General features: G+C 71.9%; 16 protein-coding genes. 8 read left to right on the forward strand and 8 right to left on the reverse strand.

Features of this window, described 5'->3' with window-relative positions:
• The 4 genes from recC to KLP28_07780 all read left to right on the forward strand — a co-directional run bounded on the left by recC (position 1) and on the right by KLP28_07780 (position 9,308).
• The gene (gene recC, locus KLP28_07765; protein ID QWC86555.1) at positions 1-3,588 is read left to right on the forward strand and encodes an exodeoxyribonuclease V subunit gamma; all 3,588 of its coding nucleotides are present in this window, start codon (positions 1-3) and stop codon (positions 3,586-3,588) included.
• The gene (locus tag KLP28_07770) at positions 3,585-7,043 is read left to right on the forward strand and encodes a UvrD-helicase domain-containing protein (protein QWC86556.1); all 3,459 of its coding nucleotides are present in this window, start codon (positions 3,585-3,587) and stop codon (positions 7,041-7,043) included. Before recC ends, KLP28_07770 begins: the two co-directional genes overlap by 4 nt.
• Positions 7,040-8,953, forward strand: a complete 1,914-nt coding sequence (gene recD / locus KLP28_07775; protein QWC86557.1) for an exodeoxyribonuclease V subunit alpha — start codon at positions 7,040-7,042, stop codon at positions 8,951-8,953. Before KLP28_07770 ends, recD begins: the two co-directional genes overlap by 4 nt.
• 64 nt (positions 8,954-9,017) lie before the next feature.
• Positions 9,018-9,308 carry a circadian clock KaiB family protein gene (locus tag KLP28_07780; GenBank protein QWC86558.1) on the forward strand — a complete coding sequence of 97 codons (291 nt, stop codon included), beginning with the start codon at positions 9,018-9,020 and terminating at the stop codon, positions 9,306-9,308.
• Between the two features lie 9 nt (positions 9,309-9,317).
• Here KLP28_07780 and KLP28_07785 read toward each other — a convergent pair whose 3' ends face one another.
• A complete protein-coding gene (locus KLP28_07785) occupies positions 9,318-12,791 on the reverse strand; it encodes a DEAD/DEAH box helicase (GenBank protein QWC86559.1) in 3,474 nt (1,157 codons plus the stop codon).
• A 93-nt stretch (positions 12,792-12,884) separates the two neighbouring features.
• On the reverse strand, positions 12,885-14,510 hold the full coding sequence (locus tag KLP28_07790; protein ID QWC86560.1) for an HNH endonuclease: 1,626 nt from the start codon (positions 14,508-14,510) through the stop codon (positions 12,885-12,887).
• 229 nt (positions 14,511-14,739) lie between these two features.
• Between KLP28_07790 and KLP28_07795 the strand changes: the two genes are divergently transcribed.
• The gene (locus tag KLP28_07795) at positions 14,740-15,159 is read left to right on the forward strand and encodes a PLDc N-terminal domain-containing protein (GenBank protein QWC86561.1); all 420 of its coding nucleotides are present in this window, start codon (positions 14,740-14,742) and stop codon (positions 15,157-15,159) included.
• Between the two features lie 9 nt (positions 15,160-15,168).
• Complete coding sequence (locus KLP28_07800; GenBank protein QWC86562.1) at positions 15,169-16,125, forward strand: 1,4-dihydroxy-2-naphthoyl-CoA synthase; 957 nt, start codon at positions 15,169-15,171, stop codon at positions 16,123-16,125.
• Positions 16,126-16,229: 104 nt separating this feature from the next.
• Here KLP28_07800 and KLP28_07805 read toward each other — a convergent pair whose 3' ends face one another.
• The 6 genes from KLP28_07805 to KLP28_07830 form a co-directional block, all read right to left on the reverse strand.
• Positions 16,230-17,366: a site-specific integrase gene (locus tag KLP28_07805; GenBank protein ID QWC86563.1), complete on the reverse strand. Its 1,137-nt coding sequence runs from the start codon at positions 17,364-17,366 to the stop codon at positions 16,230-16,232.
• A gap of 160 nt (positions 17,367-17,526) precedes the next feature.
• The gene (locus KLP28_07810; GenBank protein QWC86564.1) at positions 17,527-17,766 is read right to left on the reverse strand and encodes a helix-turn-helix domain-containing protein; all 240 of its coding nucleotides are present in this window, start codon (positions 17,764-17,766) and stop codon (positions 17,527-17,529) included.
• 397 nt (positions 17,767-18,163) lie between these two features.
• Positions 18,164-19,639: a ThiF family adenylyltransferase gene (locus KLP28_07815; protein ID QWC86565.1), complete on the reverse strand. Its 1,476-nt coding sequence runs from the start codon at positions 19,637-19,639 to the stop codon at positions 18,164-18,166.
• Positions 19,629-20,114, reverse strand: coding sequence for a hypothetical protein (locus tag KLP28_07820; GenBank protein QWC86566.1), 486 nt, complete (start codon positions 20,112-20,114; stop codon positions 19,629-19,631). The genes KLP28_07815 and KLP28_07820 overlap by 11 nt, the downstream gene beginning before the upstream one ends.
• Complete coding sequence (locus KLP28_07825; GenBank protein ID QWC86567.1) at positions 20,111-20,575, reverse strand: hypothetical protein; 465 nt, start codon at positions 20,573-20,575, stop codon at positions 20,111-20,113. The genes KLP28_07820 and KLP28_07825 overlap by 4 nt, the downstream gene beginning before the upstream one ends.
• Positions 20,576-20,577: 2 nt before the next feature.
• On the reverse strand, positions 20,578-20,874 hold the full coding sequence (locus KLP28_07830; protein QWC86568.1) for a hypothetical protein: 297 nt from the start codon (positions 20,872-20,874) through the stop codon (positions 20,578-20,580).
• Positions 20,875-21,020: 146 nt separating this feature from the next.
• Between KLP28_07830 and KLP28_07835 the strand changes: the two genes are divergently transcribed.
• Together KLP28_07835 and KLP28_07840 are read left to right on the forward strand one after the other, a co-directional pair.
• Positions 21,021-21,902 (forward strand): hypothetical protein, encoded by an 882-nt coding sequence (locus KLP28_07835; protein ID QWC86569.1) that lies wholly within the window; start codon positions 21,021-21,023, stop codon positions 21,900-21,902.
• Between the two features lie 13 nt (positions 21,903-21,915).
• Positions 21,916-22,524, forward strand: coding sequence for an STAS-like domain-containing protein (locus tag KLP28_07840; protein ID QWC86570.1), 609 nt, complete (start codon positions 21,916-21,918; stop codon positions 22,522-22,524).
• Positions 22,525-22,540 lie beyond the last annotated feature (16 nt).

Here is a 22,540-nt window from a genome sequence, read left to right on the forward strand (position 1 = left end):
GTGGGCCTCCAGGTCCATGTCGCCGCCTCGGCCGGCACGCTCGCGGAGGGGCTCGCGGGGTTGCTCTCGGTGCCTCCCGCCGATCCGTTCGCCCGGGAGCTGGTGGTCGTGCCGGCCCACGGGGTGGAGAGGTGGCTCTCGCAACGGCTCTCCCACGTGCTCGGAGCCGGGCCGGGCGGAGACGGCGTCACGGCCTGCGTCGACTTCGTCTCGCCGTGGAGCCTGACCACGGCCCTCGCGGGTCGCGAGGGCGCGGAGGACGATCCGTGGCACCCCGAACGCCTCACCTGGGCCCTGCTCGCCTGCCTCGACGACCTGGTGCAGGCCGCGGGGCGTGAGGAGGCGCCACCGTGGGCGCTCCCCCTGCTGCAGCACCTCGGGGCGGCACCGGACCGTGACGCCGAGCCCGAGCCCGGGCACGCACCGACGGGGCCCGACCGCAGCGCCCGGCGTCTGCCGACGGCACGTCGCCTGGCGCGGCTGTTCGCCTCGTACGCCACCCAGCGCCCCGCGCTCCTGTCCGCGTGGCAGCACGGCGAGGCCACCGACGGCCTCGGGTCCGACCTGCCCGAGGACCTGCACTGGCAGCCGCCGCTGTGGCGGCTGCTGGTGCAACGACACAGCGGCACGGGCACCACGGGCACCACGGTCGACCACGGGGCAGACGCGCTCGACCCCGTGGCCTGGCACGAGCACCGCGCCGCGCACCTGCGAGCGGCCCCCGAGGCGGTGGAGCTGCCCGACCGGTTCTCGGTCTTCGGCCACACCCGGCTCGCCGCCCCCGAGCTGCAGCTGCTCGAGGCCGCGGCGCAGCACCGTGAGGTGCACGTGTGGCTCCCCGTGGGCTCCCCGGCGGGATGGCGGCGGCTGGAACCGGTGGTGGCCGCAGGCCCCGTACGCCGCCGCGACGACCGGTCGGCGCGCGCGCTGTCCCATCCGTTGCTGCGTGCCCTCGGACGCGACGTCCGGGAGCTGCAGCGCGGCCTGTCGCCGCTCCTGCCCGGCGCGACCCTGACGGTGCACGAGCCGCCACCCGACCGGGAGCCCGAGCCGCACGGCGCCGCGGACTCCGCCTCCCTGTTGGCGATGCTCCAGCACGACCTGCGCGAGGACCGCGAGCCGGACGAGCCCACGCGTACGCACCGGCAGCTGCAGCCCGGCGACGTGCGGGCCGCGTCGGTGTCCGTCCATGCCTGCCACGGCCTGGCCCGCCAGGTCGAGGTGCTGCGTGAGGCGCTGCTCGGGGTCTTCGCCGACGACCCGACGCTCGAGCCCCGCGACGTGCTGGTCCTGTGTCCCGACGTCGACGCGGTCGCGCCTCTCTTCGCGGCGGAGTTCGGCCTGGTCGACGGACGTGCCGCGGCGGAGGGCGGACCGGCGGCGCACCCGGCGCGTCAGCTGCGGGTGCAGCTGGCCGACCGGGGCCTGGCCCGCACGAACCCGATGCTCTCGCTCGCCGCGGAGGTCCTCGAGCTGGTCGACGGTCGCGCCACGCTGCCCGAGGTCCTGGCGCTGCTGGGTTCGGAGCCGGTGCGTCGCCGGTTCCGGCTCGACGACGACGCCGTGCAGCGGTGCACGGCGTGGGCGGTGGAGTCCGGCGTGCGCTGGGGGCTGGACGTCGACGCCCGCTCCGGATTCGGCCTCACGGGCCTGGCGCAGAACACCTGGCTGGCCGGCCTCGAGCGGCTGCTCCTCGGCGGTGCGATGGCCGAGCCTGACGGCCCCTGGGCCGACCGGGTGCCGCTGGACGACGTGGGCTCCGCCGACCTCGATCTCGCCGGCCGGCTCGCCGAGGCCGTCGGCCGCCTGCGCACGGCGGTCGGTCACCTGGAGAGCGCGCACACGCTCGCGCAGTGGACCGAGGCGATCGCCTGGACGGTGGAGGCGCTCGGCGCTCCCGCCCGCGGTGAGGAGTGGCAGCTGCACCAGCTGCAGGACGAGCTCGAGGAGCTGAACGGCACGACGCGGGCGACCGCGGCGGGCCAGGCCACGGGACGCGACCAGAGCACGCTCACGCTGCCCGAGGTGCGACAGCTGTTGCGTGAGCGATGGGCCCCGCGGCCGACGCGGTCGAGCTTCCGCACGGGGGCGATCACCGTGTGCAGCCTGGTGCCGATGCGCTCCGTGCCCCATCGGGTGGTGTGCCTGGTCGGCCTCGACGACGGCCGGTACCCGCGCACCCCGGTGCCCGACGGCGACGACGTGCTGGCGCGGGACCCCGTGACCGGGGAGCGCGACCCGCGCGCGGAGGACCGTCAGCTCGTGCTCGACGCGGTGATGGCCGCCGGCGAGCAGCTGCTGGTCACCTACACCGGCCACGACGAGCGCAGCGGCGCGTCGCGGCCGCCGTCGCTGCCGCTCGGCGACCTGCTCGACGCGCTCGACCTCACCGCGACGGCGCACGACGCCGACGGTCGGCACGTGCCCGTCAGCAGCCTCGTGACCTGGCACCACCCCCTCCAGCCGGTCGACCCGCGCCACCACCGGGTCGGCGGCCTCACCCCCGAGACGGGAGTCCACGGTCCTGGGGGCACCGGCAGCCCGTTCTCCTTCGACGCCGCTGCGGCAGCAGGGGCCCGCGCCTGGGTCGGCGACCGTCGAGCGCCGCGGCGCTGGTCCGGCGTACGCCTCCCGCCGCGGGACCCCGCCGAGCAGGCGGCGGTGTCGCTGGCGGAGCTGCAGGAGTTCTTCACCCACCCCGTCCGTGCGTTCGTCCGGCAGCGTCTCGACGTCGCGATGCCGGAGCGCGTCGAGGACCTCCCCGAGGCGATCCCGGTCGACCTGGACCCCCTGGCGGCCTGGAAGGTCGGCGACCGCATGCTCCGCGGTGTGCTCGGCGGTCGACCGCCGGCCCGGGCCAGGCGCGCCGAGGAGGTCCGCGGCGACCTGCCGCCGGGGCGCCTTGGGCTCGGTGCCCTGCAGGCGGTCGAGGAGCAGGCCGGTGAGATCTTCCGCGCCACCACCGAGCTCCGGCAGCGCGCGGCGCGCAGCGTCGACGTCGACGTCGAGCTGTCCGGGCCCGCCGGCGGCGTGCGGCTCACCGGGGTCGTGCCGGACGTCCGGGGCTCGCAGCTGGTGCGCATCGGGTACTCCCGGCTGGGGCCGGGCCACCGGCTCTCCTCCTGGATCGACCTGCTCGCGCTGACCGCATCGGATCCCGACCACGGCTGGACCGCTGTCACCGTGGGCAGCCACCGCTCCGGCCCGACCGCCTCGCGCCTGCCCCAGGTCGGTCACGAGGCGGCGGAGCTGCTGGCCGACCTCGTCGCCGTCCGCGAGGAGGGCCTGCGGCAGCCGCTGCCGATCCACCCGAAGCTCGCGTGGCGGTGGCTGGAGGAGAAGCGCCTGGAGGGGCGTACGAAGCTCACCGCCCGGCGGGAGTGGTTCGGCGAGTTCGGCTCCACGATCCCCGGGCTCGCCGAGGACCCTGCCCACCACCTCGTCTACGGCGACGCGAGCTGGCGCACGGTGCAGGGTCACGCGAGCGCCGAGGAGCGGTGGCACCCCGAGGACTCGACCCGGCTCGGTCAGTACGCGTGGCGCACCTGGAGGCCCCTGCTCGACCTGGAGCGGGAGGGGCCGGCGTGAGCGATCCGACCACCCCCTTCGACCTCACCGGCGACCTGCCGCAGGGCACGTGGCTGCTGGAGGCCTCGGCGGGCACGGGCAAGACGTACGCCATCGCGGGCCTCGTGGTCCGCCACGTCGCCGAGGGCGCGGCCCGTCTCGACGAGATGCTCGTGCTGACCTTCGGTCGCATGGCGACCGCCGAGCTGAGGTCGCGCGTACGCGCCGCGCTCACCGACGCAGACCGGGCCCTGGCACGCCGGCTGGGCGGTGACCCCGTCCCGACGGGCGACACGGTGCTGGACCACCTCCTGGACGCGACTGAGGCCGAGCTGCGGCTGCGGCGCCGGCGGGTGCGCGACGCGCTCGCCGACGCGGACGCCGCCACCATCGCCACCACCCACCAGTTCTGTCGGCTCGTGCTCGACTCCCTCGGCATCGCGGGCGACTCCGACCCGGGCGCCGAGCTCCGCGACGACCTCGACGACCTCGTCGTGGAGGTCGCCGACGACCTGTACCTGCGGGGCTTCGCCGCGTCGGAGGGCGCACCCGAGTTCGACCGGCGCACCGCCCTGGCCGTCGCGCGCGCCGTCGCGGGCGACCCGCAGGCGCGGCTGTGGTCGGACGAGCAGCCCGGACGCGAGTCCCACAGTGCGCGGGTGCGGGCGCGGCGCACGGGATTCGGGTCGGCGGTGCGTCAGGAGCTCGAGCGTCGCAAGCGGCGGCTGCGGCTGCTCTCCTACGACGACCTGCTCTCCCGTCTCGCGGACGCCCTCGAGGCGCAGGACTCCCTGGCGCGGCGACGGGTCCGGGACCGGTGGCGCGTCGTGCTGGTCGACGAGTTCCAGGACACCGACCCGGTGCAGTGGCAGGTGCTCTCCCGCGCGTTCGCCGGCCACGCCACGATGGTGCTGGTCGGCGACCCCAAGCAGGCGATCTACGCCTTCCGTGGCGGAGACGTGCAGACCTACCTGACTGCGGCCGAGCAGTGCGACCACCGGGCGACGCTGGCGACGAGCTACCGCGCCGACGGCGAGCTCGCGGCCCGGGTGGACGCAGTGCTCGACGGCGCCGAGCTGGGGCACCCGGGCATCGTGGCCCGCCCTGTCACCGCCCACCACCAGCAGGCTCGCCTGGCGGACGCCGACGGCACTCCGTCGGACCGGCCGGTGCGGCTGCGGGTGCTCGACCGGGCGCGGGCCGGCGGCACCCCGTCGCGGCTGCCGATCGTGCCGTCGGCGCGGTCGGCGGTCATGAAGGACCTCGCCGGCGAGATCGCGGCGCTGCTCGACGCCGGGGCCACGTTCGCCGGGAGGCCGTTGCGGCCCGCGGACGTCGGCGTGCTGTGCCGCACCTCCGGCCAGTGCGAGGCGGCACGGTCCGCGCTGGCGGCCGCGGGCATCCGGGCGGTCACCGGTGGCGGGGGCAGCGTGCTGCGTACGGAGGCCGCCGACCACTGGACGCGGCTGCTCGAGGCGCTGGTGGCGCCCACCAGGCCGAGCCGGGTGCGCAACGCGGCGACGACGGTGTTCCGGGGCCTGGAGCCGGAGGACCTGCTGGACACGTCCCGGGCGGAGCGTCTCGCCGAGGAGCTGCAGGACCTCGCCGACCTGGGGCGACGTCAGGGCCCGGCCGCGGTCCTCACGGCGTGCGTGGAGCGTCACGACCTGTACGCACGGGTGATGGCCCGCGAGGACGGTGAGCGGCTGCTGACCGACCTGCGGCACCTCGGCGAGGTGCTGCACGACGTGTCGGTGCGCGAACGCCTCTCGCTCGCCGCGCTCGCGACGTGGCTGCGCCGTCAGCGCGAGGAGGACCGCACCAGCGCGGCCGACGAGCGATCCCGGCGGCTCGACTCCGACTCCGACGCGGTGCAGGTCATGACGATCCACGGCTCGAAGGGCCTGGAGTTCCCCGTGGTCATGCTGCCCTCGGTGTGGGACCACCACGTGCGCGAGGAGCGGTTCCCGCTGCTGCACGGCCCCGACGGCACACGGTGGCGTGACGTCGGGGGGATGCCGTTCCCCCGGGAGGTGCTCGAGGGCGCGGCGGCCGAGCAGGCGGGGGAGGAGCTGCGGCTGCTGTACGTCGCGATGACCCGGGCGCAGTCGCGGCTGGTGTGCTGGTGGGCTCCCACGTCCTCGCACACGTCGTCCTCACCGCTGCACCGCATGCTGCTGGGGCGTACGCCGGGCCGTGCCGACGTGCCCGAGGCGGTGCCGGTGCAGACCGACGAGCACGTGCAGGACTGGCTGAGCCGCTGGGAGCAGGCCGGCGGCATGACGGTCGAGCTCGTCGGACCGGCCCGCGAGGTCGTCAGGCCTCCGTCGCCGGACGCGGGCGTCATCGCGGCGCGCCGCTGGGACCGCACCGTCGACCAGCAGTGGCGGCGCACGTCCTACTCCGCCCTGACCGCGGCGGCCGAGGCGTACGACGAGGCGTACGACCAGGCGAACGACCAGGCGTACGACCGGGCCCGTGACGCCGGCCTCGACACCACGGCGGACCCCGAGGTGACGCTGCGGGACGACGAGGAGGTGCCGCCGGCCCTCGGTGCCCCGGCGACCGGGACGACGGGTGTGCCCTCGCCGTTGCAGGGGCTGCCCGGCGGTGCCGCGTTCGGGTCGCTGGTGCACGCGGTGCTCGAGCACGTCGACCTCGAGGCCCCGCCCTCCCAGCACTCCGGGGCGACGGGCGAGGGGCGACGGGACGCGCTGCGTACGCAGGTCGCCGAGCAGCTGCCGCGCTGGCCGGTGGGGGACCTCGACGAGGACGCCCTCGCCGACGGTCTCGCCGCCGTCGTCGAGACACCGCTGGGTCCGCTGGCGCCCGGGCTCACGCTCGCCACGCTGGGGTCGGCGGACCGGCTGGCCGAGCTGGACTTCGAGATCCCCCTCGCGGGGGGTGACGGACTGGGCCCGTCCCCCGACTCCGCGCCGCGTCCGGACCCGTCCGGCGGCACGCTCGCGGACCTCGCGGGGCTGTGGCGTACGCACCTGCGCTCCGACGACCCGCTGTACGCCTTCGCCGACCGCCTCGCCGGCCCCGGCTACGCAGCACAGCACCTGCGCGGCTACCTCTCGGGATCACTGGACCTGGTGCTGCGCCACGACGGCCGCTACCTGGTCGCGGACTACAAGACCAACCTTTTGGGGGAGGCCGTGGAGACCGACGACCTCGCGGCGTACACCCCCGACCGGCTCGCGGCGGCGATGGTCGGCTCGACCTACCCGCTGCAGGCGCTGCTGTACGCCGTCGTGCTGCACCGCCTGCTGCGCTGGCGGGTGGCCGACTACGACCCCGAGTCGCATCTGGGCGGCGTGCTCTACCTGTACGTGCGCGGCATGGCCGGCGCGGCGACGCCGGTCGTCGATGGGCATCCCACCGGTGTCTTCTCGTGGCGTCCGCCGGCCGCGCTGGTCGTCGCCGCGTCGGACCTGCTGGCGGGTCTGCGGGCGGGGGTGGAGGTGCCGTGACCGCATCGACCGACACCGACCTGGACCCGTGGCGGCCCGGCCGCGTGCTGGGCCGGCAGGTGCCCGACCTGCTGCGCGCCTGGAACGACGCCGACGGTCTGCAGGCCGCCGACCTGCATCTCGCGGTCACCCTCGGTGAGCTCGCCGGGGAGGCCGACCCGGAGGTGCTGCTGGCGTGCGCGCTGGCGGTGCGCGCCGTCCGGGAGGGCTCGGTGTGCCTGCACCTCGGCGAGGTCGAGCACCCCGGCGCCGAGCAGGTGCCGCCGCTGCCGGACCCCGAGTCCTGGGCTGCCCGGGTGGCCGCGAGCCCCCTGGTGGGCCCGGACGCACCGTGGGTCTGGGAGCGGCACCGGCTCTACCTGCACCGCCACCTCGAGGACGAGCGCCAGGTCGCGGCCGATCTCGCCGCGCGCGAGGAGTCCGCGTCGGTCGGGCCCGGTGGTGACGGCCTCGAGGAGGCGCTCGACGAGGCGTACGGCCTCGGCGCGGCAGGGGGCGAGGGCGCCGGTGAGGGCGAGGGGGCGTACGCGGACCAGCGCGCCGCGGTGCGCACCGCCTGCACCCACCGCACCTCGATCATCACCGGCGGCCCCGGGTCGGGCAAGACGACGACGCTGGCCCGGCTCATCGCCGTGCTGATGCGGCTGCACGCGGCCCGGTCGCCGGAGGCGCCGCCGTTGCGGGTGCACCTGGCCGCGCCCACCGGCAAGGCGGCAGCCCGTATGGCCCAGTCGGTGCGGGCGGCGGCCGAGCACCCGGACTTCGGGTTCGACGACCTGCGCGAGCGGTTGACGGCGCTGCCGGCCACGACGGTGCATCGCCTGCTCGGCTCCCGACCCGGGCACGGCTCACGCTTCAGGCACGACCGTGCGCTGCGCCTCCCGGCCGACGTGGTCGTGGTCGACGAGGCGTCGATGCTCAGCCTCACCCTCACCGCCCGGCTCCTGGAGGCGCTGCGGCCCGGAGCCCGGCTGGTGCTGCTCGGCGACGCCGACCAGCTCGCCTCCGTCGACGCCGGGGCGGTGCTCACCGACATGGTCGAGGGACTCGAACGCCGCGCCGATCCCCCCGTGGCGCGCCTGCGCGGCTCGCGTCGCTTCACCGGTGAGATCGGCGACCTCGCTGCCGCCGTGCGCGACGGGGACGTCGCGGCGACGCTGCGTCACCTGGAGTCCGCCCGGTCCGGGCCCGAGCCGCACGGCGTGAGGTGGGTGCCGCTCGACGGTGCTCCCTCCGAGGCGGGCGGGCGCGAGCTGCAGCAGCTCATGCTCACGTACGCCAGATCGCTCGACGAGGCGGGTCGCACCGGCGATCCCGAGCACGCCTTGGCAGCGCTGGGGGGCTTCCGGCTGCTGACGGCCCACCGGGAGGGCCCGTACGGCGCGGGCACCTGGAACCGGCTGACGACCAGGCTGCTCGGCGCGAGCCTCCAGCGGCACCTGCCCCTGTCGTACGTCGGGCGCCCGCTGCTGGTCGAGCGCAACGATCCCGCGCTGGGGCTCTTCAACGGCGACACGGCCCTCGTCGCCGCCGCACCGGCGGGCGGTGAGGGGTCCGCCGGTCTCGTCGGTGTGGTGGACGACGGCAGCAGGTCGGGACGCGTGCTGGGGTTGCCGCGGCTGGCGGGCACGACCACGGCGTACGCGATGACGGTGCACCGGGCGCAGGGCAGCCAGTTCGACCACGTGGCGGTGCTGCTGCCGGACGCGGACTCCCGGGTGCTGACCCGTCAGCTGCTCTACACCGCCCTGACGCGCGCGTCAGGGCGGGTGACGCTCATCGGCACCGAGGCCTCCGTCGAGGCCGCGGTCGGTCGGTCGGCCGGACGCGCGACGTTGCTGGCGGCCCGGCTGTCGGAGCCGACGGACGAGACCGGCAGCGGGACCGGCATCAGGGCAGCCGACGCGTGAGTCGGGCGAACCGGGGGAAGGAGGCGGTTCTCTCGGGCACAGCGATCCCTACCCGGAGCGTCGTATGAGCACACGATTCGTCCTCTTCATCGCCAGGGACAAGGAGCGGTCGCAGCGAGCCGTCGCGAACCTCGACCGGCTGTGCCGTGCCTCGGGCCTGCCTCCGGAGTCGGTGGAGGTCGTCGACGTCGAGGAGCAGCCGGAGCGGGCGGACGAGGCCGGTGTCGTGGCCACGCCGACGGTCCTCGCCCACAGCGCGTACGCGAGCCGCCGTGTCATCGGCGACCTGTCTGACCTGGATCGGTTGGCGTCTGCGCTCGACGTGCAACTGATCGATCCCGATGTGGGTGGCTGAGGGCGACGCTCAGGCGAGCAGCTCGCGCACCTCGTCCGCGCCCAGCGACGAGCCGGCCGCACGGTCGCGGGTCTGCTGCAGCGCCGCGGGGTCCAGCACCGACGCGGCCAGCGCGGCCTTGCGTGCCTGCAGCTCGACGACCTTCTCCTCGATCGTGCCTGCGCTGACCAGGCGGTAGACCATGACGGGCTTGTCCTGCCCGATGCGGTGCGCCCGGTCGACGGCCTGCGCCTCCACGGCGGGGTTCCACCAGGGGTCGAGCACGAAGACGTAGTCGGCCTCGGTGAGCGTGAGGCCGGTGCCGCCGGCCTTCAGGGAGATCAGGAAGATCGACGGGCCGCTGTCCCGGAAGGCCTCGACGACGTCACCGCGTCGTCTGGTGGCGCCGTCGAGGTAGTGGGTGTGCAGTCCGGCGGCGTCCAGGCGCTCACGCACCCGGCGGAGGTAGGTGGTGAACTGGCTGAAGACCAGCGCCTTGTGTCCTTCGGCGACCACGTCACGCAGGTGGTCGACGAGCACGTCGGTCTTCGCGGCGCCGACGCCCTCGTGCTCCTCGTCGAGCAGCACCGGGTCGATCGCCAGCTGCCGCAGCCGGGTGAGCGAGCGGAAGATCGCGATGCGGTGGGCGTCCATGCCTTCGTCGACGAGGCCGAGCACGTGCTGGCGCTCGCGCTGCAGGTGCGTGTCGTAGAGGTGCTGGTGGGCGCGGCCGAGGCGCACGCTGAGCACCTGCTCCTGCTTGGGCGGGAGGTCCGCGGCGACGAGGTCCTTCGTACGCCGCAGCAGGTAGGGCGCGACCCGCCGCCGGAACCGCTCCAGCACCTCGGCGTCGCTCTCCTTCTCCACGGGGTCGGCGACGGCTTGGCGGAACCGGTCGGGCCACGGGAAGAGGCCGGGGGTGACGATCGAGAGGAGCGACCAGAGCTCCATCAGCCGGTTCTCCACCGGGGTGCCGGTTAGCGCGAGACGGAAGTCGGTCTCGAGGCGGCGTACGGCCTGGTAGGTCTTGCCCTGGTGGTTCTTCACCGCCTGCGCCTCGTCGAGCACGACGCCGCCCCAGGTGCGTGCGGCGTACGCGTCGGCCTCCAGACGCAGCAGCGTGTAGGAGGTGACGACGACGTCCGCGCCGCCGTGGGCCTCGACGACCTCGGCGATCGTGGAGCCGCGACGGCTCTGGGTGCCGACGACGACGCGGACGTCGAGGTGCGGGGTGAAGCGGGCTGCCTCGCCCGCCCAGGTGCCGAGCACGCTGGTGGGGGCGACGACGAGGAAGGGGCCGTCGTCGGGTCGCGTACGCCGCGCATGGGCGATCAACGCGAGGGTCTGCAGCGTCTTGCCCAGCCCCATATCGTCGGCGAGCAGCCCGCCGAGGCGGTGGTGGTGCAGGAAGGCGAGCCAGCGAAGCCCCTCGTCCTGGTAGCTGCGCAGGGTGGCGTCGACGTCGGGGACGTCCACGGCCGGCAGCTGGTCGGGCAACGTGAGACCGCGGGCGGCTTCGACGAAGCGCGCGGCCTGGCCCTCGACGATGCCGAGGTCGGCGAGCTCCTCGAAGAGGCCGAGGTCGGGGCGGCGTACGGCGATGCCGTCGCGGGGCTGCTCGACCAGGTCGCCGGCGGCCTCGACGAGCTCGGCCAGACGTCGCAGGGCGGGCACGTCGAGGTCGACGACGAGTCCCTTGCCGAGCACGACCTTCGTACGCCCGGTGGTCAGCGCCTCCAGCACGGTGGCGAGGCCGATGCTGTAGCCCTCGACGGTGACCACGACCTCGAGGCCGAGCCAGTCGGGACGGTAGTCCGGGTCCTGCGGGTCGCCCTTGCCGCGGCGGCCGCCGACGAACTCGTCGTCGGGGTCGTCCGGGTCGTCGCCGTGCTCGCCGCGCGGCGACGTGAACCGCACCTCGGGCGGCTGCTCGGCGGCGCGGTAGTCGGGGCGGTCGCCCAGCTCCTCGATCTCGAGCACGCCGGCCGCCGCCCGGGTCTCGAGCTCGGGCAGCACGTCCTCGACGAGGCCGACGGCCTCGTAGCCGCGGATCGTCTGGCGCGCTCGCGGCCCCTGGTGGCGGTCGCGCTCGAGGTAGAGGCGGTGCACGGTGTCCTCGCCGGGGTCCAGTGCGGCGAGGATGCTCGCCTCCAGGCGGGGGCGGCGTACGCCGCGGGTGGTGCCGCGCTGCTCGTCGAGCTCGTAGACGAGCTCGCCCCCGGCCTCGGAGCCGTCGTCGGTCGTCACGGGTCCGCCGGGGTCTCGGTACCGCCACGTCCAGCGCACGTCGACCTCGTCGGCGGCCTTCCAGTCCAGGGTCAGCACGAGCACCGGGCGCGCCGGTGCGGGCACCGGTGCGGACGCGTCGCCCGAGACCACCGAGACCTGACGTTGGAGACGGGGGAGGTAGTCGTGCACCAGCACGTCGCGGTCGGCGTCGGGCACCACGAGCGGTGAGTCGTCGGCCAGCAGACGTGCCAGCTGCGGACCGACGGGCTTGACCAGCGGTGCAAGCAGGATGCCGTCGGCAGCCCACGCCGCGAGGCCGTGGCCCGGGTCGCCGATGATCTCCAGGGAGCCGCTGGGCACCCACTCACCGGCGACGGCGACACCGAGGCGTACGCGCGAGCCGCCGCCCCGTCCCGACTCCCCGGACCCCTCAGCGGTCAGGTCGACCTCGAAGGAGACCGGGTCCGCGAGCTGTACGTCGCGCACCCCGTCACCGGCGACGAGCTCGACGCCGACCTCACGCGCCCGGGCCAGCGCCGGCCACAGTCCGGAGCCGAACGCCGCGAGACGAAGGTGCGTCTCCGAGGTCATGTAGTAGGTGTTCAGCCCTGCGCGGTAGAGCGCCTGCAGGGTCTCGAGCGCGTCGCAGTGCGTGGGCTCAGCGCCCTGCGCGCGCAGCCGTCGCAGGTCGGCCCACGCGGCCCCCTGCTTGACCCACCGGCCACGGCGGCTCTGCTGCAGCGGTCGGATGCGGAGGGGGCCGCGGGCGGGACCGGCGGGGTCGCTGGCCCAGCGGTACGCCTGCCGGGCGGTGGCGATCGGCCCGCGGCTCACCTCCAGGGCCAGGGGCTCGGGTGGCAGAGGCTCACCGTGCCAGCCGTCGCCGTCGACGTCGTCGGCCTCGAGCTCCTCGAGCAGGGCCTCGAGGCGCCGCTCCCACATGGGGACGCCGACGGGGCCGGCCCGTCGTGCCTCCTCCTCCCGGGTGATGGCGAGCAGGAGCATCGCGGCGACGTGCTTGCAGCCTGTGCTCACCGGGCAGCTGCAGGAGCTGTGCTGCAGTGGGCCCCGCGGGCCGTCCTGGACGCCGATGCTGCCGCGGTAGAGCTCACCGTGCGAGCCGTCGGACTCACCCATGAGCCAGACGGCGTCGTCCTCGCGGTCGAGCTCGAGCAGTCGGGTCTGGCCGCGCTGGGCGTACGACCGCGCCCGCGTCATCGTGGGCACCCCGAACATGCGCCTCAGGTCGGCGTCGTCGAGCAGGGTCAGGTCCATCGCCGCTGAGCGTACGAGCCGGCACCGACAGGCGTGACCGGTCGGTGCCGGCTGGGGTGTGCGCCGGTGTCGCGCCGGTCGGTCTCGCGGGCGTCAGACAGGCGGCTTGAGTGGGCCGGGTGGCTGGCGTGGGCCGAGGTCGTCGACGTCTCCGTCGGGTCCGCGGCGGTAGGTCCGGCCGGTGGGGGAGCGCCACTCGTACGTGGGGGACGTGGGTGGTCCGGTGCGCCGGTAGGTCCAGCCGCTGTGGGTCTTGAGGCGGTGGTGGAAGCGGCAGAGTGCGGCGAGGTTGTCGGTGCACGTCTGCGGCGGCTGGGACCCGCCCGACCTGTGGGGTTCGTCGGGCGGGTCGTGCCAGGGGTCGATGTGGTCGAGGTCGGCTGCGCGCGCGGGGCGGTGGCAGTGCGGGAACACACACGTGCGGTCGCGCAGGATCACCTGTTCGCGGAGCCGGGGTCCGGGGGCGTACGCAGTGGAGGCGTGTTCTTCGTTGAGGTCGAGGACGGGCCGGATGGTCAGGCGGGTCTGTCCGGCGGTGGGGCCGGTGTCGGCCAGGGCGGCGTGGGCCCAGGCCCGGACGGTGGCTTCGTCGACCAGGCGTACGGGGCCGGACTCGATGGTCGCCAACCCGGCCGCGTGCATGAGCCCATCGGTGCTGCGGGTGAGGGTGGCGGCGGAGAGGTGGACGTGGAGCACGAGCTCGCGGGTCGCGCGGGTGCGGTGCTCGCGGTCGATGATCCGCTCGGCACCGTCGGTCGGCCTCTCCGCGGTATCGGCGTCGCTGGTGTCGTAGGGGAGGACGAGTTCCCCGCGGGCGAGGACCCCCAGGGCCTGGGCGCGGAGGCACCCCTCGCTCGTGTGAGCGGGCGCGGTGGCAGCGAGGCGGGTGGCGATGAGGTCCAGGGAGGTATCGAGGTCGGCTGCGTCGAGGGCATCGATGCGCCCGTCGACCCATGCCAGCCCGGCGAGGTCTTCGGCGGTGGGTGACCCGGACCGGTTCTGCACCGGCAGCGCGATCCGCACGTGCTGCTGGTTCCGCAGCTTTGCGGCCGCCTCGGACAGTGCGCGGGTCTGTTCGCGCAGACGCTCGTGCACCGTGGTCGCGTCGGTCAGCGCCAGCGCCTCGAGACCGCCGGCCTCACGGACAAGCTCCGCCTCGGCCTGCTGCACGCGCAGCAGGCCGGTGAGGGTGCGGTCCAGCGCCGGCACCCCGAGCCGGTGCGCCTTGGGTGCGAGCCACCGGTCCGCGGCACCAGCCCGGTCAAGGTCGAGGACGGTGGTGCGGGTGGCGATGCGTCGGGCCCGCCACAACGGCAGATCCAATGCCTCCACCCGTGCCCACGTGGCGGGGAGGCGGTGGCGCAGCTCGAGGAGGTCCGAGGCCAGGATCCGGGCGGAGTCGGTCGTCGTTCCGAGCGCGGCACCGAGGTCGGCCACACAGAACTCGGCGATCATCGGGGTCCCGGGCCCGCCGAGGAGCAGGGCACGTTCGCCGTGGAGCGCGCCACCGGTGTCCGGGCCGTGACCGGCCGCATCACGGATCGACTCCGCCGGGTGAGCGTCGAGCCAGGCCAGCACCGCCCGGGCGCGGGCCACCTCTCCAGCACGAGCTGCCCGGTCACCGGCGCGCACGGCCGCGAGCAGATCGGCGGGCGTGCCCGATCCGCCTGATCCGCCTGGGCCTCCGTGGCGCTCGCGGCTGTCGTGGGTGCTGGTCACGAGCATGAATCTAGGTGCGACCACCGACAGTTCCTCGAACGCGTGTTCGAATAATGAGACGGGTGTGTGGATCGGTGTCAGAAGTCGTCGGGTCTCGCGGCTCGGCTGGCGCCTCGCACCTCGACCACCGGGTTGCCGGCGCCTCGCGCCTCGACCGCCGGTCCGCGGACATCGAGGCGGGAGAACCACCCCCGCCGTACGCTGGAGAGATCCCCCCGAGGAGGTCCCGTTGGTCCGTCTGGCCATCATCGCCGGCCCGGTCGCCCTGGCGTTCACCATCTGGTGCGCCTTCGACGCCCGCGCCTCCAGGGTGGGCGTACGCCGCCTCCCGCGATGGGCTTGGATCCTGGTGATCCTGCTGCTGCCGCCGCTCGGCGGCATCCTGTGGTTGACGTTGGGTCGACCCCCGAAGGTCGTGGGCTATCAGCCACCCAGCGAGTCCACACCCTGGTCGCAGCGCCCGACGCGCGAGTCGGGCGAGGACTTCCAACGTCGCGTGCGCGAGCGCGCCGAGGTGCAGCGACTGCAGGCCGAGGAGCGGCAGCGCAAGTCCCGGGAGGCGGCGGCCGCGGAGAAGCCCGACGAGATCACCGAGGACGATCCGCGAAGCGACGCAGGCGGTCCCGGGGGAGGGGCCGGCGGTCAGTAGCCTCGGCGCGTGAGCCCCGAGAACCCCGAGAGCGCCGGCAGCGCCGAGAGCCAGAACCCGTTCGACCCGGACGCCTGGGACCCGGTGCCGGGGTTCGAGGACCTGACGGACCTGACCTATCACCGCGCCAAGGCCCACGGCACGGTCCGCATCGCCTTCGATCGGCCCGAGGTGCTCAACGCGTTCCGGCCGCACACGGTCGACGAGCTGCTCCGTACGCTCGAGCACGCGCGCACCACCTCCGACGTCGGCTGCGTCATCCTCACCGGCAACGGACCGAGCCCCAGGGACGGCAAGTGGGCCTTCTGCACCGGGGGCGACCAGCGCATCCGGGGGCGTACGGGCTACCAGTACGCCGACGGCACGGGCGGTGAGAGGACCGACGAGCGCACCCCGGAGGACAAGGCCCGGCTGGGCCGGTTGCACATCCTCGAGTGCCAGCGCCTGATCCGCTTCATGCCGAAGGTCGTCATCTGCGTCGTGCCGGGCTGGGCCGCGGGCGGCGGACACTCCCTGCACGTGGTCTGCGACCTCACGCTCGCCAGCCGCGAGCACGCCCGTTTCAAGCAGACCGACGCCGACGTCGGCTCCTTCGACGGCGGGTACGGGTCGGCGTACCTCGCCCGCCAGGTCGGCCAGAAGTTCGCCCGCGAGATCTTCTTCCTCGGCGACACCTACAGCGCCGAGGACATGCACCGGATGGGCGCGGTCAACAAGGTCGTCGACCACGCCGACCTCGAGGCCGAGGCGCTGGAGTGGGGCCGCAAGATCAACGGCAAGAGCCCCACGGCGCAGCGGATGCTGAAGTACTCCTTCAACCTCCTCGACGACGGGTTGGTCGGCCAGCAGCTGTTCGCCGGCGAGACCACGCGGCTGGCGTACATGACCGACGAGGCCACCGAGGGCCGCGACCAGTTCCTGGAGAAGCGCGAGCCGGACTGGTCGCCCTACCCCTGGTACTACTGAATCGGCCTGTTTCCGCAGTTCAGCGACCTGCAGGGAGCCGGGAGTCCGCACAGAGTCCGCAACGCTTCCACTGACGCGTCTTGGTTGGACGCCGTTGACTGGTCTCAGTCCCGAGGTGGAAGGTGGACTTCGTCGACGATGTCCGACGCCTGGTCGAGGGCCTCGCGAAGGAGCCCAGAGGCCGCGGCCCGGGTGCGGTCTTCGGCCGTCGGCCAGAGGTGGCTGTAGGTGTTCAGCGTGGTGGTGGCGGAGGCATGCCCCAGTGCTCGCTGGACGGTGACGACATCGCATCCTGCAGCGATCAGGCCAGAGGCGTAGAAGTGGCGGAGGTCGTGCAGACGCACGTGCGGAAGCTGCGCGGCGGTGCGGGTAGCCCGCCATCGCCACGTGATGGCGTTGTCGTTCAGCGGCTCGCCGCCGACGGTGAAGAGCCATGTGTCGACGGCCGTGCCGCTCACGTGCCGCGAGACGTGCTCTTGCAGGATGACGACGAGGTCGTCAGGGAGGTAGACAAGCCGTTCGGAGTTGTACTTCGGGGCTCGTATCGCGTACGTCGCGCCATCGCGCTGAAGCTGTCGGGCCACCGTGAGACAACGCCCCGAGAAGTCCACATCGCCGACCTGGACCGCGGCCGTCTCACCCTTGCGAAGGCCCGCGAATGCGCACAGTGCGACGTACGCACGGAAGCCTCGGCGGCTTGAAATGAGTGAGCCATCGGCGAGCGCGAGCAGCTGGCCGACCTCCTTCGTCGTGGGTACGCGCATCGCAGCAGCGGCCTTACGTCGGCGCGGGAGAGCAACGCCAGCGGTCGGGTCGATGCTGATGAGACGTTCTGCGATGGCGCCGCGGAAGATCGATCGCACGATGACGAAGCGAGTTTTGATGGTTGTGGCTGCCCATCGCTGCGAACCCGTCTTGATCCATGACTCGACGTCTGACCGTCGCACCGCGCTAAGTGACTTATGGAGGAAGGGCACGGAGTTGACCGCCAGATCGGCGTTCGCCCGTGTCGACGGCACCCAGAGCTGACGCTCCGCCCACTGGTCGTAGAACTGCCTGAAGGTGACCTTGCCCGCCGATGGATCGACGTAGGTGCCGGCGATCAGCGTCGAGCTGATGTCGTCCAACCAGCGTTGCGCGTCAATCTTCCTGGCGAAGTGACGGGCGCGCTCCTTGCCGGCCTCGTCGCGGTAGCGGGCGCGCCATCTGCCGTCCGGACGCTTCGCGACGCTGCCGGCCACCTCGCGGCCCCTCTCGGCTGGACATCCTGGCTTGCATCGGATCGTGCTGGTTCCACCGCCGTCGATCCAAGGATCGATGGCGTCTCATCTCATGAGTCAGGGCGAGACCCCTTGGTGGGTGCAGAGTGTCGGCGGAACATCGCTCCGCGGAGTCAGCGCTTCAGGTGGAAGAGCTGCGAGAGCTGCAGCCTCGAGACTGCGCCTCGAGCCATTCGATGACCTCGGCGCGCCAGTAGCGGACACATCGCCCGACCTTGAAGCTGTGAGGTCCCTCGCCGATGTGCCGCCAATAGCGAAGGGTGGCGGCGGGGACGCGGACGAGTTCGGAGACCTCGCCTAGCGTGAGTAGCGCGTCCCCAGTGCGCGGTCCCTCGACACGGGCGGTGGATTTGCTACTCATGATGAACTCCCTCGATCTGGGGTGGCGGGCGTGGAACTCATCGTGCGACGTGCGTCCACTTCCAAGAAGGTGACGACCGATGCTCATGACCGCGACAACTCTCGTGCGAGTGCCTCAGCGTCTCCGGATGCGGGAGCGAAAACGCGAAAGACGATCTGCTCTCTCTCACCTGCGGCGGATGACGCATCCAGACGGCCGCTCTCCCATTCGGATGGGAGAGCGGCCGCTGCGGATTCAGCCCTTACCGAGGGTGCTACCAGCTTTCGACTTTGCGCCCTTGGAGGATCCGTTGGACGCGAGGGTCCTGCCCGCTTTTGACAGCGCGGCCTTGCTCGGCTTGCCAGCCATGTCGTCACCTCCTCTCTTCAGCAATGTGGGGCACCGGGGCATCGGCGCGTCACCGACCCCTTCGGTGTGTCCGGACGTCTTGGTGGATGTCCCGCTCGAGCTGGCAGCGGCAGGTTGCCTTCGAATTTCTCGACAGGGTCATGTCGCCGTGCGGACCGAAAAGCGCGTCGTACTGCACGTTGTTCGCCTCCGTGGTGACGCCCCCGCGAATTAGGGAGCCGACAACGAGTGCGGCAGCCTGCTGGGCGACGAAGGCCGCGGACGGATTGAATCCTTGGTTCTCGCCGGTGAGACCAAAGGCCTTCCCAAGGCCGCAGATGTCTTTGCCGACGTGGCTCTGAAGGATGGCGCGGTCTTTGGGCGTCAGGTTGTCAAGGGAGGTGAGCTCGTCGGCGGTCAGTTTGTCGGTGCCGCGGGCGAGGAGGTCTCGTGGAAGTCCGGTGCGAAGAGTGAGCAGGTCGATGACCGACGGGCCTTGAGCGGGACGCTGTGGGTAGTAGCAGCGCAGGCACGGGCCCGTCCAGGTTGCTTCGGAAAGGCTGAGCATCGTCCCGGTGTCGCCACCTGTGCTCCCGTCGAGGGTTTGGCTGGCATGGATGGCCGCGATCTCGTGTCGGGCATCCACGCTATCCACGGCGCCGAGGACGGTGGTCGGCATGTGCTTGTCGCCGGCATCGATTGCGTCGATGTAATCTCGCGCGGTCCCAATGATGGGATCGACGGTGACGTCGCAAAGTTGGTCTCGGATGAGGTGGACCTTGGGTGTCCTCGCTGCGGCTGTGGCGCGGTCGCCAAGGCTGTATGTGGTGACATTCGGGTGGTCGTAGGTCTCGGGGTCAACGACGGCGAGGAGACCTGTGGCGTTCAGCTCGCGGAAGATAAGCGCGATGGCGGTGCCGATGGCGCCGCCGCCGATGAGCGCAATGTCCCGCAGCGGTGCCAGGGACCGGATGGTGTCGTCGGGTTCGCCGAGGGTGACGGGGCAGAAGTCAATGGACCTGATTGGTCCCTGGCGGTCGAGGAGGACGGCAACGACGTCTTTGAAGACCTCGGCGGTGAGCATCGCGCCGGTGAGGACGCCTCCTAGACCGGTTCCGGTCTGCTGGAGTGAACCGACCGCGGCGCCTGCGGGCCGCAGCCGGGTGCCATGACCGTCCGCGACACCACTGACATGTGCCGAGGTCGAGCTCGTACCAACGTGAACGTGAAACGTGACGTGCTCGGGCCGGATCACCGAAAGGGACCGGTCGGCGTCGATGCCGGCGGTGAGCTGCTCAAGGTCGGTGACGAGGTTCGGGTCGAGTTCGCCATCTCCCCCGGAAGGGTCGAGGTGAAGCCGGACGGGGAGGCGACGCAGGTTGCCCACCAGGACCCGGAGGGTCGCTGCGACGGCGGGGGCTTCAGCGTCGGCGGTGACCAAGACGATGCTGTTCTCAAGCCGCGTCTGCAGGTCAGCCTCGTTCGCACCTGAGCTGCCCGCCGCGAGGCGCAGCGGACGGCTGTAGTTGGTGTGGTCAGTGCTCACGGACACCGTCCGCGTCGAAGGTAATGACCGTAGTGGTCCGGGCTTTGACGGAAGCGGGCGCGATTGGCACCCAATCGCTGTCCTGGAAGGCCCACCAGCCCCAGGTCGCCGGATCGTGGGACGGAGTCGCGAAGTTCGGGATGACAGAGGCGATGAAGCCCGGCATCCGGATGTTCCCGGTCTTGTCGGTGTTGGAGAGGAACGCCTCGTGCATATGCGAGTGAATCTGTGCGCGGACCTGGACGTTGTTTTGCTCGGCATACGCGAATAGCGGGTTCAGCGCAGCGGAGGAGAGAACTAGGAGGCGAGCGTGGCGATCGATGTCGGCGGTCCCCGCGAGCGCGAGGACGGTGACCGACGGTTCACCGGGCGGCGTGAGGAAGAGCGCACCCGTTTCCAGGCCGAGGGCGCCGTACCGGGCGACGTCACCGACGAGAACATCGAGGGCGTCGGCTCCCAGATCAATTTTGCTCATGCTGCCCGTGCTCCTTGAACTCGGTTGATGTCGTCGGTCACGTTCTCAATGACGTACAGGAACGGGTTGCCACCCGAACGCCATGACTGAGGGCCGATCGTCCACTCGCCGTGAAGATCTTGGCCCTCGGCGGTGAACGGCTTGCAGACGTCGTTCGGCGCCCGGTAGCCGGTGGCCGCCGGCCACGCGCTGGTGACGTTCGTAGGGCCACCGACGGAGATGGCGAACAGCAGCGATGGCGGCCGGTCAGGGTAGACGGACCACAGCGTTCGGACGATGAACGGCTTGGTGTCCGGCTCGGTCGGCTGGATCACGGCCCAGTACAGCCCGGGTGGGTCGACTGAGGCGTCAGGGGCATCGGGGTCGGCAACGCGGTGGACGAGACGACCACCGGCAGCCTCTAGCGTGGCGCGCACCACGGCGGCGTCGCGCTCGAGGCGCAACTGGCTCTCGAAGTCCACCCTCAGCTGCCCGAAATGGTTTCGGTCCGCAGGGACAACTTGATCGAACGCGAGTGGCCCGGGCCGTCCTCTGCGATCGCGCCGATGGTCGTCCCGGGGTCCTGCTCGTCACCGTTGGCGACGAAAAAGTACCGGGTCGTGCCGTCGGACTCGATGTTGAGGAAGGCAAGCACGGCCGCGAGCACTTGGCCGATCGACGCGTCCGACGTGAACTTCTGGTTGAACTGCTTCGTCGCGGCCGCAAAGGTCGCGTGGACGACGACGTCTCTGTCGTGGGACGTCACAGACTGGGTGTTCATTGGGGTCTCCTTCAAGGACTTGCGGCACCGGAGATTCTGATATCCACGGTTTCACTGTACAAAATGAAACGGTAGGCCGTCGTCCTGCTCTTGTCAACACAGCGTCGGTCCTCGTGTCTGCGGGTCCTACGCGGGACAATCTGCGGGTGGAACTGAACCTGGCCGGAGCGATGCCGCTGACTGACGGGGCGTTCCTTATGGGCGAGGATGCGGACCAGCTTGTCCTTGACGCGACGGCCCTCACGTTCGCGTGCCCGCTCGACCTAGCCGGGATAGTGGGGTTGGCGCATTGGGCGGCTTCGAGCGCGATCCCGGTGACACTGATGATGCCGTTGGATCAAGGAATGGCGTCCTACCTACAACGGATGGACGTGCTGCGCCACCTGCCGTCTCGGCCCAAGATCGTCGGCCGCGTCCCACCCGACACCAGGTCCGATCGATCCGGGTCCTTACTCGAGGTCACCGCGCTCAATCGCGGCAACGTCGATGACCTCGCCGAACGTCTCGGACCGCTCGTCATGGGGTTCTACGGCGAGGACAGCGAGGCTGGCGCTGCCGTCCTGCGAGCTTGCGGTGAGCTCGTTGGGAACGCCACCGAGCACGGCCACAGCGAACGCGGCGCTTTCATGGCCGCTCAACTTCATAGGGGCGCAACCACAGGCGGCCCCAGACTCGAGTTCGCGGTCTGCGACACCGGCATGGGCGTCATGGAGCATCTACGGCTGAACCCCAAGTACGCGCACTACACCCTCGACAAGCACGCCATCGCGAAGGCTACTGAAGCGGGAGTCACAGGTGTTCCCGACGATGAGCGGGGCAACGGCTTGTACGACGTCATCAAGGCGAGGCAGGTCGGAGAAGTGTCTCTACAGATCCGGTCCGGCAGGGGCGAAGTCCGCATCCAAGGCTCCCCGACCAGCCAACAGCAGACGCTGCACGACCGTCCAGATCAGACTGCGGGCACATGGGCGTGGCTTACCCATCGGCTGAGCGCGGGAAGCAACACTGTGGTTCAATCGAGAAAATGAAGCCGGAGAAGCCATGACAGATGCAACCATCTTTTCCGTCGTCCAGCTCGGCAAGTACCCCGCCACGCGCGCGCGTGGTCAAGAAGGCCGAGCCAGACTCGACGACCTACTCGAGGGCCGTGCTGGACTCGACCTGACCATCGACTTCAGCGGAGTCGAAGTCATGAACATCAGCTTTGCCGATGAGTTTCTCGGCAAGTTTCTGACCTCGCACGACTTCTCGGCCAGTAGTGCGACCGTCAGAGTCGCCGGCCTCAATGCAGACAACCGCTACTCAGTCCTCGTCTGTGTCGAACGCCGCAAGACGGCCGTCGCCGTCCTTGAGGTCGACGGCTCAGTGTCGCTCCTCGGTGACCCAATCCTTGGGATGACGTTCGAAGTCGCCCGGGACCTGATCGAGTTCAAAGCAAGCGACGTTGGCGCCAAGCTCAACCTGACACCGCAGAACGCGAACAACCGACTCAAGCGCCTGGTCGATGTCGGCGCACTGCGCAAGAGCCAGATTCTGGGCTCGGCGCGCGGCGGTAAGGAGTTCGCCTATTCCGTTGCGACCCCACCAGAGGGAGGGAGCACTCTCTCTCCCGCCCAACGAGCGTTGGCTGGCGGCAGCACAAGACCGTGACCGGTCGCGTCACTCT

The organism is Nocardioidaceae bacterium (genome assembly GCA_018672315.1).
Lineage (GTDB): Bacteria > Actinomycetota > Actinomycetes > Propionibacteriales > Nocardioidaceae > TYQ2.